The following is a 16,750-nucleotide window of genomic DNA, read 5'->3' on the forward strand; positions in this document are numbered from 1 at the left end:
AATCTGGCTGAGGGAAGCTGAAGGCAGCCTGAAGCCACCTGAAGCTTTCTTCAGGTTCGTTTTGGGAGGCTGTGCTCATGCGCCTGTTGATTGTTGAGGACGAGAAGCGGCTCGCGGTGTCCCTGGCCAGGGGCCTGCGGGCGGAGGGCTTCGCCGTGGACGTCGTGCACGACGGCCTCGAAGGGCTGCATCTGGCGGGTGAGGGCGCGTACGACCTGATCGTGCTCGACATCATGCTGCCCGGCATGAACGGCTACCGCGTCTGCGCCGCCCTGCGCGCCGCCGGCAACGACGTACCGATCCTGATGCTGACGGCCAAGGACGGTGAGTACGACGAGGCCGAGGGCCTGGACACCGGCGCCGACGACTATCTGACCAAGCCGTTCTCGTACATCGTGCTCGTCGCACGGGTCAAGGCGCTGCTGCGTCGCAGGGGTTCCGCCGGAGCCTCGCCCGTCCTGCGCATCGGCACCCTCACCGTCGACACCGCGACCCGCCGTGTCCACCGCGCGGACACCGAAGTCACGCTCACCGCCAAGGAGTTCGCGGTCCTCGAACAACTCGCGATCAGGGCGGGGCAGATCGTCGGCAAGCCCGAGATCCTGGAGCACGTCTGGGACTTCGCGTACGACGGCGACCCCAACATCATCGAGGTCTACATCAGCGCGCTGCGCCGCAAACTCGGCGCCACGACGATCCAGACGGTGCGCGGCGCCGGGTACCGGCTGGTGGCCGTATGAGACGCCCCTTCTCCTCCGTACGGTCCCGGGCCGCGCTCGCCGCGACCGCCGTGGTGGCCGTGGCGCTGGTGGCCGCCGCGTTCGCCCTGCTGTTCGCGCTGCGCTCGAACCTGACCGACCAGGCGGAACGGCAGGCCGACCAGTTCTCCAACGAGGTCGCCCAGCGGCTTGCGAACCAGGTGCCCCTCGGCAAGCTGGAGCTGCCGGACAGCGACGAACATCCGACCCAGGTGACCGACGCGAGAGGCCGGCTGGTCGCCGCGAGCGAGGGCATCGAGAAGATCACCGGCACCGGGGTGTCCGCCGTGCGTCCCGCGTCGCCCCCGTCCACGACGGCGCCGACCCCCGCTCCGACGCCGACGCCCACCCCGACCGGCGACGACGACGATGACGACAGCGGCGGTGACGACGACAGCGGGGACGACAGCGACGACGACGGTCCGGCCCCCGGCGCCCCGGCCGACGGAACGTTCTCCCCGGCCGAGGACCACCGCGACGCAAGCGTGACCGTCGACGGCCGGACCGTGGACTACCGCTTCTCCACCCGCCGGGTCACCGGCGTCGCCGGCGGCCCGTACACCGTCCACGCGGGCTCCTCGCTCGACCCGCGGCAGAGCGCCGTCGGCGCCGCCACCATCGCGATGGCCATCGGCGTGCCCGCCCTGCTGGTCGTCGTCGGCGGCGTGACCTGGCTGGTCACCCGGCGCGCGCTGCGGCCCGTGGAGGGCATCCGGCGCGAGATGGCAGCCATCACCGCCTCCGAGGACCTGACCAGGCGGGTGCCCGAGCCGGACACCCACGACGAGGTCGCCAGGCTGGCCCGTACGACCAACGAGACGCTCACCGCGCTCGAAGCCTCCGTCGATCGCCAGCGGCGCTTCGTCGCCGACGCCTCGCACGAGCTGCGCAGTCCGATCGCCTCGCTCCGAACCCAGCTCGAAGTGGGCGAGGCGCACCCGGAGTTGCTGGACGTGCCGGGCGCGGTGGCCGACACCGTACGGCTCCAGCAGCTCGCCGCCGACCTGTTGCTGCTCGCCCGGCTGGACGCGGGGGAGCAGGCCGGGCGTACGCGGCTGGATCTGGCGGCGCTGGTACGTGAGGAGGTCTCGCAGCGGTCGACCGACCGGATCCCGGTGACGCCGGACGTCCGGGGCAGCGCCGAAGTGGCCGGCTCGCGCGGTCAGTTGGCGCGAGTGCTGGGCAATCTGCTGGACAACGCGCAGCGGCACGCGGCGGGGGAGGTACGGGCCACGGTGCGCCGCGACGGCGGCCAGGTGGTGCTCGCGGTCTCCGACGACGGGGCAGGGGTGCCGGACGCGGAGCGGGAGCGGATCTTCGAGCGGTTCGTACGGCTCGACGACGCCCGCAGCAGGGACGACGGCGGCGCGGGTCTCGGCCTCGCGATCGCCCGCGACGTGGCACACCGGCACGGCGGCACGCTGGACGTCGGCCGGGCCGAGGCGGGCGGCGCGCTGTTCGAGCTGCGCCTGCCCGCCGCCGGGCGGGACCCGGACAGGCCGGTCCCGGCCGGTGCGTCAGCTCTTGGCGCGGTGTCCGCGCAGGTGCTCGGCGACCGGCGTGAGTGACCGGCTCAGCGCGGCGAGCGCCTCGGGCGGCAGCAGGTCGAAGAAGTGCTTCCGTACGGAGGCGACGTGGTGCGGGGCGACCTTCTGCATCGTCTCCATGCCCTGATCGGTGAGGACGGCGAAGAGGCCGCGGCGGTCGGACTCGCAGTTCTCGCGGCGGACCATGCCGGCGGTCTCCAGCCGGGTGATCTGGTGCGAGAGACGGCTCTTGGACTGGAGCGTGGCGGCGGCGAGGTCACTCATCCGCAGGCGCCTGTCCTCGGCCTCGGAGAGGTTGACCAGGATCTCGTAGTCGTTGTTGGTCAGCCCGAACGGCTGGAGGTCCTTCTCCAACTGGTGCATCAGCAGCCTGCTGACATCCAGATGGGTGCGCCAGGTGCACTGCTCCGCGTCGCTCAGCCAGGGGGTGGCCGTCTCGGTCTCCATATATGAATTCTACCTAAGAAGTTGAAAATTGGACGAAGTCGGCGAGTGTGACCCCGGGCACAGGAAAGGCGCACACGTTCGAGGTCACACTCCGCAGACTACCGCTCACAGCCCGAAGCGGCGCTGGAGGTCCCCCAGCTGTCCCGGCATCCGAGGTACCCCGCCCGGCTGTCCCGCGGGCTGTCCGCCGCCGCCCGGTACGCCGGGTTCGTTCGGCACCACGCCGCGCGCCGTCTCGGCCATCAGCGCCTCGCTCGACTGGAGCAGCACCGTCCCCGCTCCGACGAACTCGAACTGATGCTCCTCGCCCGACGACCCGCCGAGCCCGCTCATCGCCCGCAGCCCGCCCATCACCCCGGTCATATAGGCGTGGTCGTAGTGGTGGCACGGCGACGGGCAGTCCGCCCAGCCCACCAGCGCCTGCGGATCCACCCGGATCGGGGGCTCCATGAAGACCACCGGACCGTTCGAAGCGGCCACGAACTTCCCCGTACCGATCAGGGTCAGGAAGCCCGGCACGATCGACTGCTTGAGCGCCAGGGACGGCTCGTACGCCAGCAGATTCCCGGAACGGACGGTCAGATTGCCGTTCTCCAGGTCGAAGGAGTTGACGTCGAAGGCACGGTCGGCGAGCAGCATCTTGCCGCTGCCCTCCGCCACCACCCAGTCGGCCGCGTGCAGCGGCGAGTGGAAGCTGGTGCGCACCAGCCGGTCGAGCCGGCCGTGGCCGATCCCGTTGAAGTCGATCCGCCCGTAGTAGGCGATCATCTTGCCCTTCTGGAGGAACCACTGGCTCCCCTTCAGCTCCACACAGAAGGTGTACGCGTTGACGTTGTCGTCGCTCGGCAGCGTCGTCGGGTCGTGAATCACGGGCGCGCTCACAGCTTCTCCTCGGACGCCTGGACGTACACCGCACCGTTGCCGCTCAGCTCCAGCTGGAACGCCTCGCCCGAGCCCCGGCCCACCATGTCCCGCCAGCCGACGGCGGTGGAGAGCTTGTTCCGTACGTCGCCGTGGTGGGCGACATAGGCCTGCGGGTCGACATGGACCGTACGGCCCTGGCCGATCGGCAGCTCGATGATCCCGCCGTGCGCCATCACGGCGACCGCGCCGTGGCCCTTGAGCGTCGTGGTGAACAGACCCTGGCCGGTCACCTGGCCGCGCACCATGCCCATCACGCCGCCCTGCGCGCCCATGAACATCGTGCCCTGCTCCAGCGAACCGTCGAAGGCGAGCAGCCGGTCCGCCTCCACGTACAACGTGTCCCCGGTGAGTCCGATCACCTGGATGTGATGGCCGCCGTGGCCGAACATCACGGTGCCACTGCCCTCCACGGTCATCAGCGGGGTCGCCTCGCCCGCCACGCGCCGGCCGATCATCGACATCAGGCCGCCCTGGCCGCCCGCCATGTTCGGCGTGAAGGTGACGTCGCCCCGGTAGGCGAGCATCGCGCCGCGCTGGCTGAACATCTTCTGGCCGGGCGCCACCGTCGCCTCGACCACCTTCGAGTTGATCTCCCGGAACGGCATCAGACCTCGCCCCCGACGGTGTTGCGCTCGCTCGGCTGTACGTACACGAGCCCGTCGCCCTCGAAGCGCATCTGGAAGGCCTCGCCGCCGCCCTCGCCCATGATGGTCCGGAAGTTCACCCCGGACTGGAGGTGCTGCTGGAGGTTGCCCTGGTGGGCCACGTACGCGCCGGGGTCGACGGAGAGCGGGTACTGGGGTGTCACCCGCAGCACCACGGCCGCGCCGTCCGACATGATCGCCGCCAGGCCCGTGCCCTCGACGGTCGTCGTGAACAGACCGTTGCCGCTCGCGCCGCCGCGCAGCCCGGTGAAGCTGGTGCCGGTGCGCAGACCGCCGTCCGTGCACAGGAGGTTGCTCGCCTCCACATACAGCTTGTCGCCGTGCAGCGAGACGAGACTGATCTCGCTGGCGCGGTCCGCGAAGAAGCAGGTGCCCTCGCCCTTCACCTCCATCATGACCATCTGTTCGCCGGTGAGGCGCCGGGTGACCATGCCCCGGATGCCCTCACCGCCACCGGACAACTTCTTGAACGCCATCCGGCCGTCGTAGGCGACCATCGAGCCGTTCTTCGCCCGCACGGAGTCGCCCGCCATGTCGACGGCGAGCACCTTGCTGCCTTGGAGTCGGAACTGAGCCACAGGCAGAAGATATCCGGACCCGGATAAAAAGCGGGCAAAGCCTGGTGCCACAATGGGACGTCGCTTGTGCACGCGTTCACAAGATGATCACGCGCGCGGTGCTCCCGCACGCGACGGCCGCGGTGATTCCCGGCGACGATCACGACGCCCCCCGACGACGAAGGTGCCTGCCTCGTGGACATCAAGACCGCCTCATCCCTCCACCGTCTCCGCCTGGTATCGGCGCCGGAGGCCGTGTCGTTCCTGCTGCTGCTCGTCTGCTCCGTGCTCAAGCGCACGACGGACTTCAACGCCGTCCCGGTGATGGGCGCGATCCACGGGCTGCTCTTCGTCCTGTACGTGATCTTCTGGCTGGACGCCTGGAGGCGGACCAGGTGGTCGCTGGGCACCGCCGCCCTCTACTTCGTGCTGTCGGTCCTGCCGGCCGGCGGTTTCTTCGCCGAGCGCAAGCTCAAGCGTGAGGCCGAGGACGAGGTCATCGCCTCGCGCGCCCGCCGCGAGGGCACGGTCAGCGCATGATCGTCGCCTTCTCCATCACACCGCTCGGGGTGGGCGAGGACGTGGGTGAGTACGTCGCCGACGCCGTCCGCGTCGTACGCGAGTCCGGGCTGCCGAACCACACCGACGCCATGTTCACCTCCGTGGAAGGTGAGTGGGACGAGGTGATGGACGTGGTCAAGCGGGCGGTCGCCGCCGTCGAGGCGCGTGCGCCGCGCGTCTCGCTCGTCCTGAAGGCCGACGTACGGCCCGGGGTCACCGACGGCCTCCACTCGAAGGTCGAGACGCTGGAGAGGCACCTCGCGGACTGACGCGTGCGGGCCGCCGGCGGCCCGCACCGCTTTCGGCTCTGCCCCGCCGTCAGATCCGGGCGGGCGGGCGCGGACCCGTCTCGGGTCCGCCCGCGCTGCCCGCGCTGCCCGCGCTGCCCGCGCTGCCCGCGCTGCCCGCGCTGCCCGGCCTCGCCGTCACGGTCGCCGGATTCGTCGTCAGATCCGGAATGGCCGCCGCCGCTTCGGCGCCCCTTACCGCCACTCGCACGGACGACCCCAGTCGACACGCCGAGGTATATCCACTTTTCTGAGGATATCGACCTCGCCACATCGTTGGAGTTGCTGGAGGCACCGTGCGGCCGGAGGGCTACGACTACGACACCCACAGCGCTCTCGCCGGTCCCCTGACGGAGCCGGACCTGACGGTCGCCTACCGGGTGGAGTACCGCAGTCTTCTCGCGCAGGAGCCCCACCGCGTGCGAGCCGTGGCGCTGATGGTCATGGCCCCGCTCCTCTCCGGAGTGTTGCTGGTCTATCTGATCTGGCCGACGCACTGGACCGAACGCGAGGGCGGCGCCCGCTGGCTGGTCACCTTCGACACCGTGATGCTCGTCTCGATCGGCCTCATCGCCTCCTTCATGCTGGTCAACGTCGCCTCCATCGCCCACGCGACGCTGGTCGCCAGGGACCCGGTCCCGGTGGTCGCCGAGGTGGGCACCCGCGTCGCCTTCCTCACCACGTACGTCCCCGGCAAGGAACCGCTCACCATGCTGCGGGCCACCCTCGAAGGAGCCGTACGGCTGCGCCACCGCGGCCCCCTCGACATCTGGCTCCTCGACGAGGGCGACGACCCGGCCGCCCGGCGGCTCTGCCGGGGGCTGGGGGTCCGTCACTTCAGCCGCCTCGGCGTACCGGAGTGGAACCGTGCGAAGGGCGTCCACAAGACCCGGACCAAGCACGGCAACTACAACGCCTGGCTCGCGATGTACGGCGACGACTACGACTTCTTCGCCTCCGTCGACACCGACCACGTGCCGCTGCCCAACTTCCTGGAGAGGATGCTGGGCTTCTTCCGCGACCCAGATGTCGCCTTCGTCGTCGGACCGCAGGTGTACGGCAACTACGACGGGGCGGTCACCAAGGCCGCCGAGTCCCAGCAGTTCCTCTTCCACGCGCTGATCCAGCGGGCCGGCAACCACTACCACGCGCCCATGTTCGTCGGCACCAACAACGCCGTACGCATCACCGCCCTGAAACAGGTCGGCGGCCTCTACGACTCCATCACCGAGGACATGGCCACCGGCTTCGAACTGCACCGCAGGAAGAATCCGCTGACCGGACGGTACTGGCGGTCCGTCTACACGCCCGACGTCCTCGCCGTCGGTGAGGGCCCCGCCTCCTGGACCGACTTCTTCACCCAGCAGCTGCGCTGGTCGCGCGGCACCTACGAGACGATCATCAAGCAGTACGGCAAGGCGCTGTTCCGGGTGCCGCCCGGCCGGCTCCTCAGCTACACGCTGATGCTCGTCTACTACCCGATGACCGCGATCAACTGGTTCCTCGGCATCCTCAGCTGCGTCCTGTTCCTCTGGCTCGGCGCGTCCGGCACCCAGGTGTCCTCCTCGCTCTGGCTGATGCTCTACAGCGACGCCGCGGCCTGCCAGATCGGCCTCTACCTCTGGAACCGGCGCCACAACGTCTCGCCGCACGAACCCCGCGGCTCCGGCGGGCTGGCCGGCATGGCCATGTCGGCGCTCTGCGCGCCGATCTACCTCAAGTCGCTGGGCTCGGCGGTGCTGCGCACCAGGGGCCGCTTCGTGGTCACCCCCAAAGGGGGTGAGACCAGCGCCGACGGGCCCCTGACATTCCGGCTGCACCTGTTCTGGGCCGCCGTGCTGACGACGTCACTCGCGGCCTCCGTGTACTTCGGCCACACCCACGCCGCGATGCGCACCTGGGCCGTACTGGCCCTGGTCATCTCGCTCTCCCCGGTCGCCGCCTGGAGCTGGACCACCCTGCGCGGGCGCCGCGACGGGGCGCGGATCCCCGTACCGGCCACCGAGGACGGTCCGGAGCAGCCGGAGCCGGCACTCGCCACGACGACAGGAGGGAACTGAGTCATGGCCTACCGGCCCTCGCACAAGTTCAAGAAGACACTGCTCGGTGGCGGGGCGGTGGTGGTGCTGATGTCGCTCAACGCGCCCGCGGCCATCTCCTTCGCGACGGACAAGTACCACGCGTACGAGATCGCGCAGTCCGGCTACAAGGCGCGGTACGGATCCTGGGAGGTGCTCGACGTCCCCAAGAAGTACCGCACCAACGCGATCCACGCCGCGCTGCTGCACACCGGCAAGGTGCTGCTCATCGCCGGATCCGGCAACAGCCAGAAGAAGTTCGACGCGGGCACCTTCGACACCGTCCTGTGGGACCCGGCGGACAACTCGTACAAGAAGATCCCCACCCCCGAGGACTTCTTCTGCTCCGGCCACTCCCAACTGCCCGACGGGCGGCTGCTGGTGGCGGGCGGCACCGCGCGCTACGAGGTCCTCGACGGGGAGGTCGACCGGGCGGGCGGCGGGATGCGGGTGAAGAACGAGAACCCGGACCGGGCACGGACCTTCAAGAAGGGCACCCGCTTCCGGTCGCCGTCGGGTGTCGAGTACACGACCAAGTTCGACGTCACCGTGCCCAAGGCGAAGCGGGACTTCAAGATCTCCTACGCCAAGGGCGGCCGGATGCTGCCCTGGAAGACCAAGGTCACGGCGGGCGAGGCCCGGGTCTTCGTGGAGGCGGTGAAGAAGGGGCCGCGGGCGCTGACGACGGAGGCCGCGCAGTACGAGATCGTCGGCCTCAAGGGCAAGGACGTGGACAACTACTACGGCCTGGCACAGAAGTTGACCACGGAGAAGCAGGACTTCCAGGGCATCAAGGCGGCGTACGAGTTCGACCCGGTGGCGGAGAGGTACATCCCGGTCGACCCGATGAAGGAGGCCCGCTGGTACCCGACGCTGGTCACCCTCGAAGACGGCCGGGTGCTCGCCGTCTCGGGCCTGGACGACGTCGGCGCGGTGCTCACCGGGGACAACGAGATCTACGACCCCAGGTCCAAGAAGTGGTCCAAGGGCCCGACCCGCTACTTCCCGACGTATCCCGCGCTCTTCCTCACGAAGGGCGGCAAGGTCTTCTACTCGGGGTCGAACGCGGGGTACGGCCCCGCCACGGCCGGCCGGCAGCCGGGGCTGTGGGACCTGAAGAAGAACATCTTCACGAAGGTCGAGGGGCTCAGCCGGCTCGATGAGACGGAGACCTCGGCGTCACTGGTGCTCCCGCCCGCACAGGACCAGAAGGTGATGGTCATGGGCGGCGGCGGGGTCGGCGAGTCGTCGAAGTCGACGGCCCGTACGGCGATCGTGGACCTGAAGGAGGACAGCCCGGCCTTCCGGGCCGGGCCGGATCTGCCGCAGGGGACGCGCTACCTGAGCAGCGTGATCATGCCGGACGACACGGTCTTCACGAGCGGCGGTTCGTCCGACTACCGGGGGCGGAGCGCGTCCGACATCCTCAAGGCGCAGTTCTACGACCCGAAGACCAACAGCTTCCGGAAGGCGGCCGACCCGACCGTGGGCCGTAACTACCACTCCGAGGCGCTGCTGCTGCCCGACGGGCGGGTGGCGACCTTCGGCTCCGACCCGCTCTTCGACGACGCCGACAACACGAAACTCGGCACGTTCGAGCAGCGGGTGGAGATCTTCACGCCGCCCTCCTTGGAAGGCGACCGCGCGAAGCGGCGACCGGTGCTGGGGGAGGGGCCGACCGAGCTCGACCAGAACGGGCGGGCCACCTTCCGTACGGACAACTCGGCGCGGCTGGCGACGGCGCGGCTGATGCGGCCGAGCGCCGTCACGCACAGCACGGACGTGGAGCAGCGCTCGATCGACCTCGGGATGACGAAGCGGGGCGGTTCGGTGACGGTGGACGTGCCGTCGGACCCGACGCTGGTGCCGCCGGGCTGGTACATGCTGTTCGTGACGGACACGGCGGGGGTGTCGTCGGAGGCGAAGTGGATCCAGGTGATGGGCGAGTAGCCCCTTCGCCGGGCCGCGTAAGCGGGCCCGGCGGGTGGTCGGGGACGGCGGGTGATCGGGGACGGGGTGGTCGGGTTCGGACCGGCGGTCGAGGACGGACCGGCGGCTACGCGCCGGCCCGGCGGGCGAGCCCGAGGGCGTAGTCCGGCCACCACGTACCGGCGGCCGGGCCGCCCCGGCAGGGTCCGTCCGAGTCGCCGGGCCGCTTGATCCACAGATACGCGTCGACCAGTGCGTCGCCGGTCTCGGCGGTCGGCGGCGTACCGAGCGACCTGCCCGGCGGGTTGCACCAGGCCTCCTCCCGCTGATCGGGGAGGGGGCCCTCGCCGTTGCGGCTGGTGTCGACGGTGAAGTGGGCGCCGTCGAGGAGTCCGGACAGCCGGGTGCCGAAGACCTTCACGGCCTTGTCCGTCTGGAAGTTGGAGACGTTGAGCGAGAAGCCGTCCGCCTTGGCGACTCCGGCCGTGCGCAGCGGCTCGGCGATCTTGGACGGTTCCTTGATCCAGGCCGGGTTGCCCGCGTCCAGATAGACCTTGGTGCCCGGCTGGCGCTTCAGCCGGTCGATCGCCTCCGCCAGCAGTTGGCTGCGCTCCCCCTGGTACTCGGCGGGGGTGCAGCCGTCCACGAGGTGGGAGACGGCGTCCGGCTCCAGGATCACCAGGGCGCGCGCGTCGCCGATGGCGTCGGCGAAGGAGTTGATCCAGTCCAGGTAGGCCCGGCCGTCGCGGGCGCCGCCGGCCGAGTAGAGCCCGCAGTCGCGGTGCGGGATGTTGTACGCGACGAGGACCACCGTCCGCTTCCCGGCGGCGCCCCGCACGGCCCTGCGGATATCGGGCACGGGGTCGTCACCGGCGGGCCAGTCGGCCACGGGGCGCTCGGAGATCCGCCGCAGGATCTCGGCGTCGTCGGTACGGCCCTGGGACTGCCACTCCTCGACCTGGCGGGCGGCGTCGCTCCGCGGGTCCACCCAGAACGGCGAACCGGCGCCGGGGGCGGCTTCGCCCCGTACGGCCGGGGCACTGGTCTCGTCGCGGGCGGCGTCGGGGCCGGAGCCGGCGGAGCAGCCCACGAGGGTCAGCGCGAGAGCGACGACGATGGCGGAGGCGGAGATGCGGCGCGGTGTGCGGCTGGACATCCAGCCCCCTTGAACGACTGGAGAAACGCAGGACCGGCCAATCGTGACATAACGGTCACAATCTGTGGTGTTACGACACCGCCAGCGCGATCCCGAGCGGTGTCCGCTCGTACAGCACCTGGTGCGAGTGGCGCCGCGACGTCAGCAGACCCGCGTCACGCAGCACCGACAGATGCGCGGACACGGAGGACGGCGCGAGGCCCAGCCGGTGCGCGAGCGCGGTGGTTCCGGCGGGTTCGTCGAGCGCGCACAGCACGTCGGCCCGGACCCGGCCCAGCAGCCGGGCGAGCGCGTCCGGCGTACGGTCGGCGGCCTCCGTCCACAGCCCGCCGATGCCGCGCGCCGGATAGATTACGGCGGGCTGCCACGGCGGCTCGTGCCCGCCGATGATGTCGGGCCAGGTGAAGACGCTCGGTACGAGGACGAGCCCGCGCCCGCCGAGGACACGCTTGTGGTCGCCGCGCGTGCCGACGACGGTGAGCGTGGAGTCCGCCCAGACGAGCCGGGGGCTCAACTCGCCGAGGAGCCCCCCGAATCCGACCTCGGCGAGGCGCCGCGAGTGGTAGGCGATATCGGCTTCGAGGAGCGCGCGCAGCCGGGGCCAGTCGGGCTCGACCAACCGCTCCCAGACCTGCTCAAGCAGCCCCGCCAGCTCCCGCACCGCCCGCGCGGGATCGGCCAGCATCGCGCGCCCGGCATCGCTCCCGGCCGCGCCGGGCGTCTCGGCGAGCGCGAGGGTCAGGTCCCGGTGGGCGGCCTCCAGCGGGGTGGACCGCACCAGCGCTATCTCCTCGGCGAAGGTGACGACGGGGCTCTCGGGCGGCGGGCAGAAGAAGTCGGGGTTGTGCCCGACCCGTGGCATCAGAAGCCGGAGCGGCCGCAGATCGAGCCCCTCGGCGGCGCTCCTGATCCGCCGCAGCCACGGCAGGTGATACCCGTGCCGCTCGGGCCGCGCGAGGGTGCGGACGGCTTCCTGCGTCTCCCAGAGGGGTGAGAGCGCGAACCGGCAGCGGAGCAGATCCCGCTCCCCGAAGTGCAACTGGAACGCCATGGCCACCCCTCACCGGCCCGAAAGATTCGGCTGCCGCCGAAAGTCTAGAGTCGCCCCCTGATCGGTACGAGGCTGCCCTCATGCCGACCGAACCAGCCCGTCCGGCGCCCGGTCCGGGAGACCACCTGGCGCGCGCCGCCGAGGAAACCCCCACCGCGACCACGGCGCGCTCCCCGCGGCCCGCCTTCGAGGCGGACGGGCCGCCGCCCACCGCGCCGGTCGGGCCGCCGCGCCCCGGTGCGGTCGCGCACGTCCCTCGTTCCGTCTCGGACGGTGCCGCCGGCCCGGCGGGGGCACCCGTGCCCGGCGTCGGTGACCCGGCCGGGCGGGTGGCCGTGACCGCCCCGCGCGGGTATCGCGCGGTGTTCCGGGTGCGGGAGTTCCGCGTGGTGTTCGCCGCGCATCTGCTGTCGCTCCTCGGGGTCGTCGTCACCGAGATCTCGCTCACCGTCCTCGTGTACGACCTCACCGGGTCGCCCCTGCTCAGCGCCCTCACCTTCGCCCTCGGACTGCTGCCGTACCTCTTCGGCGGGACGCTCCTCGCCGGGGTCGCCGACCGGTATCCGGCCCGGCGGGTGCTGGTCGTGTGCGATCTCCTCTGTGCCGGGCTCGTCGCCGTGATGGTGGCGCCCGGAACGCCCGTCGCGGGGCTGCTCGCCCTGCGGTGTGCCGTCGCCGCCGTGGCCCCCGTGTTCACCGGGACCCGGATGGCCGCGCTCACCGACATCCTCGGGGAGGGCGATCTCTACGTCCTGGGCCGCTCCCTCCTGCGGATCGTGTCGCAGAGCGCCCTCCTCGCCGGATTCGCCGTCGGGGGCGTACTCCTCACCGTCGTACCCCCGCGCGGGGCGATCGCGATCACCGTCGTCACCTTCCTCTGCTCGGCCGCGCTGCTGCGCTTCGGTACGAAGGACAGGCCGGCCCGCCTCCGTAAGAAGGACGGCGGCGCGAATCTGCTGCGGGACTCCCTCGACGGCGCCCGGCTCGTCTTCGCCGACCGGCGGATCCGGGCGCTGATGCTGCTCTTCTGGGTGCCCGCGATGTTCGTTGTGGCGCCCGAGGCGCTCATGGCGCCGTACGCCGACCGGATCTGCGTCGGCCCCGCCGCGCTCGGCCTGATGATGTGCGCGATGCCGGTCGGGCACATCGCGGCCGAACTCGTCGCGGGGTCCGCCCTCAGCCCCCGCACACGTTCGCGGATCGTGCTCCCGTCGGCCGCCGTCGGGCTGGTGCCCCTGATCGTCTACGCCGTCACACCCGGCATGACCCTGGCCCTGGTCGCCCTCGCGCTGTCCGGCGTCGGCGCCGTGTACGTCATCGGCCTCGACCAGTGGTTCGTGGACGCGGTCCCGGACGAACTCCGGGGCCGGGCCATGACGTTGATGACCGCGGGGCTGATGACGATCCAGGGCCTCGGCATGGCGCTGGCCGGTCTCGCCGCCGAGTTCCTGCCCGTGCACCAGGTCGTCGCCGGGTCCGGTCTGATCGGAACCGTCTGCTCCGTGCTCCTCGTGTACGAGGTCCGCCGGACCGGCCCCGGGAAAACGGGAGTAGGGGCACACCGCCAAATGACCACTCGGTAAGGTCGTTGGCGTGTCCAAGCCGCTCAGCCTTGCCTTCGATCCCATCGCCCGAGCCGACGAGCTCTGGCAGCAGCGCTGGGGCCCCGTGCCGTCGATGGGCGCTATCACCTCGATCATGCGGGCCCACCAGATCCTGCTCGCCGAGGTCGACGCGGTGGTCAAACCGTACGGACTGACCTTCGCGCGGTACGAGGCACTGGTGCTGCTCACCTTCTCCAAGGCCGGTGAGCTGCCCATGTCCAAGATCGGCGAGCGGCTGATGGTCCACCCGACGTCCGTCACGAACACCGTGGACCGCCTGGTCAGGTCCGGCCTGGTCGACAAGCGCCCCAACCCCAACGACGGCCGCGGCACCCTCGCCTCCATCACCGACAAGGGCCGTGAGGTCGTGGAGGCCGCCACCCGCGACCTGATGGCCATGGAGTTCGGCCTCGGGGCGTACGACGCGGAGGAGTGCGCCGAGATCTTCGCGATGCTGCGCCCGCTGCGCGTCTCCGCCCAGGATTTCGAGGAGAGCTGAGCCCCGCCGTCCACGGGGATTTTTCGGGGCGATACGCTCTTGGCCATGAAACAGAGCATCCTGACCCGCTACCGGGTCATGGCGTACATCACCGCCGTCTGGCTGCTGGTCTTCACCGTCGCCATCGTGCTGAAGTACGGCTTCGACACCGGCGACACCATGGTGATCTCCCAGATCCACGGTCTGCTCTTCATCGTCTACGTCGTATTCGCCTTCGATCTGGGCTCCAAGGCGAAATGGCCCTTCGGCAAGCTCCTGTGGGTGCTGGCCGCCGGCTGCATCCCGGTCGCCTCGTTCTTCGTCGAACCGAAGATCACCCGCGAGATCCAGCCGTTGATCATCCGGGACGAGACCGCCCCCGTCAAAGCCTGAGACCGGGCCCGAGAGCGGGCAGCCGCGCGTCCCACCCACCGCCGCGAGAGAACTCGCGGCGGTCAGCGTTCGACATTTACTAGGACGTCCTAGTAAATTCGGGAGCATGGACGCTCACGCGCACGCCGACACCGCAGCCATCGAGGAAGGCCGCCAGCGCTGGCAGGCCCGTTACGACAAGGCCCGCAAGCGCGACGCCGACTTCAGCACGCTCTCGGGCGACCCCGTCGACCCGGTCTACGGACCGCGCCCGGGTGACACGTACGAGGGCTTCGAGCGGATCGGCTGGCCGGGTGAGTACCCCTTCACCCGCGGCCTGCACGCGACCGGCTACCGGGGCCGTACGTGGACGATCCGCCAGTTCGCCGGCTTCGGCAACGCGCGCCAGACCAACGAGCGCTACAAGACCATCCTCGCCAACGGCGGCGGCGGCCTCTCCGTCGCCTTCGACATGCCGACCCTCATGGGCCGCGACTCCGACGACCCGCGCTCGCTGGGCGAGGTCGGCCACTGCGGCGTCGCGATCGACTCCGCCGCAGACATGGAGGTCCTCTTCGGCGACCTCCCGCTCGGCGACGTCACGACGTCCATGACCATCAGCGGCCCCGCCGTCCCGGTCTTCTGCATGTATCTGGTCGCCGCCGAGCGCCAGGGCATCGACCCCGCCGTACTGAACGGCACGCTCCAGACCGACATCTTCAAGGAGTACATCGCGCAGAAGGAGTGGCTCTTCCAGCCCGAGCCCCATCTGCGGCTGATCGGCGACCTGATGGAGCACTGCGCGGCGTCCATCCCCGCGTACAAGCCCCTCTCCGTCTCCGGCTACCACATCCGCGAGGCCGGGGCGACGGCCGCGCAGGAGCTGGCGTACACCCTCGCCGACGGCTTCGGCTACGTGGAGCTGGGGCTCTCGCGCGGTATGGACGTCGACGTCTTCGCCCCCGGTCTGTCCTTCTTCTTCGACGCCCACCTCGACTTCTTCGAGGAGATCGCCAAGTTCCGTGCCGCGCGCCGGATCTGGGCGCGCTGGATGAAGGAGGAGTACGGCGCCGCGACCGACAAGGCGCAGTGGCTGCGCTTCCACACCCAGACGGCGGGCGTCTCGCTCACCGCGCAACAGCCGTACAACAACGTCGTGCGGACCGCGGTCGAGGCCCTGTCGGCGATCCTCGGCGGTACGAACTCGCTGCACACCAACGCCCTGGACGAGACCCTGGCGCTCCCCAGCGAGCAGGCCGCCGAGATCGCGCTCCGCACCCAGCAGGTGCTGATGGAGGAGACCGGCGTCGCCAACGTCGCCGACCCGCTCGGCGGTTCCTGGTACGTCGAGCAGCTCACCGACCGCATCGAGGCCGACGCGGAGAAGATCTTCGAGCAGATCAAGGAGCGCGGCCTGCGGGCGCACCCCGACGGGCGGCACCCCATCGGCCCGATCACGTCCGGCATTCTGCGCGGCATCGAGGACGGCTGGTTCACCGGCGAGATCGCCGAGTCCGCGTTCCAGTACCAGCGGGCGCTGGAGAAGGGCGAGAAGCGCGTCGTCGGCGTCAACGTCCACCACGGCTCGGTCACCGGCGACCTGGAGATCCTGCGGGTCAGCCACGAGGTCGAGCGCGACCAGGTGGCCGAGCTGGCGGACCGCAAGGCCGGCCGCGACGACGCCCGTGTGCGTACGGCGCTGGACGCGATGCTGGCCTCCGCGCGCGACGGGTCGAACATGATCGGACCGATGCTGGAGGCCGTCCGCGCGGAAGCCACGCTGGGCGAGATCTGCGGCGTGCTGCGGGACGAGTGGGGCACGTACACGGAGCCGCCCGGCTTCTGAACCGCACGCGGTCGCGCGGGAGTCCGTCCCTGGGGGTGCCCTGTCGACCGGGCGCCGGACGGGCTCCGCGTCAGCCGCCGGCCCGCGGAGTCGTCCGCGGCAGGGCGCTGTCGCCGCCCAGGTTGCCGATCATCCGGCGCAGGACGTTCGGGGCCGCCGCGTACTCCCGCGGTGTGATGCCCTCGTGCACCCGCTCGTTCACCTCGGCCGGCCGCTCCCCGGCGCGCGGCCGGCCGGCCTCTCCCGCCTCCGTGAGGACGAACGCGCCGGATTCCTCGGTGAGCCGGCCGCGGGCGATCAGATCGCCGTACACGGCCTCGAAGTCGCTGTCCCGGTCGCCGAAGGGCGCGAGTTGGTCGGTCGGCCGGGCGCGGCCCCACGCGCCGGGGGCGCCCGCGACGTGGTTGAGCGTCCACCAGTGCGGCTGGGTGAGGTGCTCGACGGCCAGTCGCTCGTCGAATCCCAAGTCCACTTGAGGTCAAGGATCGGC

General features: G+C 70.7%; 18 protein-coding genes. 10 read left to right on the forward strand and 8 right to left on the reverse strand.

Going from position 1 to position 16,750, the window contains the following annotated elements:
- Positions 1-77: 77 nt before the first annotated feature.
- Positions 78-740, forward strand: coding sequence for a response regulator transcription factor (locus P3L51_RS12720; protein WP_354605265.1), 663 nt, complete (start codon positions 78-80; stop codon positions 738-740).
- Positions 737-2,326 (forward strand): sensor histidine kinase, encoded by a 1,590-nt coding sequence (locus tag P3L51_RS12725; protein WP_354605266.1) that lies wholly within the window; start codon positions 737-739, stop codon positions 2,324-2,326. The genes P3L51_RS12720 and P3L51_RS12725 overlap by 4 nt, the downstream gene beginning before the upstream one ends.
- Here the strand turns inward: P3L51_RS12725 and P3L51_RS12730 are convergent.
- The 4 genes from P3L51_RS12730 to P3L51_RS12745 all read right to left on the reverse strand — a co-directional run bounded on the left by P3L51_RS12730 (position 2,276) and on the right by P3L51_RS12745 (position 4,919).
- The gene (locus tag P3L51_RS12730; RefSeq protein ID WP_354605267.1) at positions 2,276-2,752 is read right to left on the reverse strand and encodes a MarR family winged helix-turn-helix transcriptional regulator; all 477 of its coding nucleotides are present in this window, start codon (positions 2,750-2,752) and stop codon (positions 2,276-2,278) included. The two genes, P3L51_RS12725 and P3L51_RS12730, sit on opposite strands and share 51 nt — an antisense overlap.
- Positions 2,753-2,857: 105 nt before the next feature.
- The gene (locus P3L51_RS12735) at positions 2,858-3,634 is read right to left on the reverse strand and encodes an AIM24 family protein (RefSeq protein WP_354605268.1); all 777 of its coding nucleotides are present in this window, start codon (positions 3,632-3,634) and stop codon (positions 2,858-2,860) included.
- On the reverse strand, positions 3,631-4,281 hold the full coding sequence (locus P3L51_RS12740) for an AIM24 family protein (RefSeq protein ID WP_354605269.1): 651 nt from the start codon (positions 4,279-4,281) through the stop codon (positions 3,631-3,633). Before P3L51_RS12740 ends, P3L51_RS12735 begins: the two co-directional genes overlap by 4 nt.
- Positions 4,281-4,919: an AIM24 family protein gene (locus tag P3L51_RS12745; protein ID WP_354605270.1), complete on the reverse strand. Its 639-nt coding sequence runs from the start codon at positions 4,917-4,919 to the stop codon at positions 4,281-4,283. Before P3L51_RS12745 ends, P3L51_RS12740 begins: the two co-directional genes overlap by 1 nt.
- A 174-nt stretch (positions 4,920-5,093) precedes the next feature.
- Between P3L51_RS12745 and P3L51_RS12750 the strand changes: the two genes are divergently transcribed.
- Together P3L51_RS12750 and P3L51_RS12755 are read left to right on the forward strand one after the other, a co-directional pair.
- On the forward strand, positions 5,094-5,438 hold the full coding sequence (locus P3L51_RS12750) for a DUF3817 domain-containing protein (protein ID WP_354605271.1): 345 nt from the start codon (positions 5,094-5,096) through the stop codon (positions 5,436-5,438).
- Positions 5,435-5,728, forward strand: a complete 294-nt coding sequence (locus tag P3L51_RS12755; protein WP_354605272.1) for an MTH1187 family thiamine-binding protein — start codon at positions 5,435-5,437, stop codon at positions 5,726-5,728. The genes P3L51_RS12750 and P3L51_RS12755 overlap by 4 nt, the downstream gene beginning before the upstream one ends.
- Positions 5,729-5,777: 49 nt before the next feature.
- On the opposite strand, the gene P3L51_RS12760 is transcribed toward P3L51_RS12755, so the two are convergent.
- The gene (locus tag P3L51_RS12760; protein WP_354605273.1) at positions 5,778-5,957 is read right to left on the reverse strand and encodes a hypothetical protein; all 180 of its coding nucleotides are present in this window, start codon (positions 5,955-5,957) and stop codon (positions 5,778-5,780) included.
- Positions 5,958-6,042: 85 nt separating this feature from the next.
- Here P3L51_RS12760 and P3L51_RS12765 point away from each other — a divergent pair, with 85 nt between their 5' ends.
- Together P3L51_RS12765 and glxA are read left to right on the forward strand one after the other, a co-directional pair.
- The gene (locus P3L51_RS12765) at positions 6,043-7,806 is read left to right on the forward strand and encodes a glycosyltransferase family 2 protein (RefSeq protein WP_354605274.1); all 1,764 of its coding nucleotides are present in this window, start codon (positions 6,043-6,045) and stop codon (positions 7,804-7,806) included.
- A gap of 3 nt (positions 7,807-7,809) precedes the next feature.
- Positions 7,810-9,774, forward strand: coding sequence for a radical copper oxidase GlxA (glxA, locus tag P3L51_RS12770; protein WP_354605275.1), 1,965 nt, complete (start codon positions 7,810-7,812; stop codon positions 9,772-9,774).
- Positions 9,775-9,880: 106 nt separating this feature from the next.
- Here the strand turns inward: glxA and P3L51_RS12775 are convergent, their stop codons facing one another.
- Entirely contained in the window at positions 9,881-10,909 is a 1,029-nt protein-coding gene (locus tag P3L51_RS12775; RefSeq protein WP_354605276.1) for a glycoside hydrolase family 6 protein, read from the reverse strand.
- Positions 10,910-10,979: 70 nt separating this feature from the next.
- Positions 10,980-11,960: an ArsR/SmtB family transcription factor gene (locus P3L51_RS12780; RefSeq protein WP_354605277.1), complete on the reverse strand. Its 981-nt coding sequence runs from the start codon at positions 11,958-11,960 to the stop codon at positions 10,980-10,982.
- Between the two features lie 80 nt (positions 11,961-12,040).
- Here P3L51_RS12780 and P3L51_RS12785 point away from each other — a divergent pair, with 80 nt between their 5' ends.
- The 4 genes from P3L51_RS12785 to icmA all read left to right on the forward strand — a co-directional run bounded on the left by P3L51_RS12785 (position 12,041) and on the right by icmA (position 16,260).
- The gene (locus P3L51_RS12785) at positions 12,041-13,543 is read left to right on the forward strand and encodes an MFS transporter (protein WP_354605278.1); all 1,503 of its coding nucleotides are present in this window, start codon (positions 12,041-12,043) and stop codon (positions 13,541-13,543) included.
- Positions 13,544-13,553: 10 nt separating this feature from the next.
- Positions 13,554-14,063: a MarR family winged helix-turn-helix transcriptional regulator gene (locus tag P3L51_RS12790; protein ID WP_354605279.1), complete on the forward strand. Its 510-nt coding sequence runs from the start codon at positions 13,554-13,556 to the stop codon at positions 14,061-14,063.
- Positions 14,064-14,108: 45 nt separating this feature from the next.
- Positions 14,109-14,435 (forward strand): DUF3817 domain-containing protein, encoded by a 327-nt coding sequence (locus P3L51_RS12795; RefSeq protein WP_354605280.1) that lies wholly within the window; start codon positions 14,109-14,111, stop codon positions 14,433-14,435.
- A gap of 106 nt (positions 14,436-14,541) precedes the next feature.
- Positions 14,542-16,260 (forward strand): coenzyme B12-dependent isobutyryl-CoA mutase large subunit, encoded by a 1,719-nt coding sequence (gene icmA / locus P3L51_RS12800; RefSeq protein WP_354605281.1) that lies wholly within the window; start codon positions 14,542-14,544, stop codon positions 16,258-16,260.
- Between the two features lie 70 nt (positions 16,261-16,330).
- On the opposite strand, the gene P3L51_RS12805 is transcribed toward icmA, so the two are convergent.
- The gene (locus tag P3L51_RS12805) at positions 16,331-16,732 is read right to left on the reverse strand and encodes a MarR family transcriptional regulator (protein WP_354605282.1); all 402 of its coding nucleotides are present in this window, start codon (positions 16,730-16,732) and stop codon (positions 16,331-16,333) included.
- Positions 16,733-16,750 lie beyond the last annotated feature (18 nt).

The organism is Streptomyces panacea, from assembly GCF_040560175.1.
GTDB lineage: Bacteria > Actinomycetota > Actinomycetes > Streptomycetales > Streptomycetaceae > Streptomyces > Streptomyces panacea.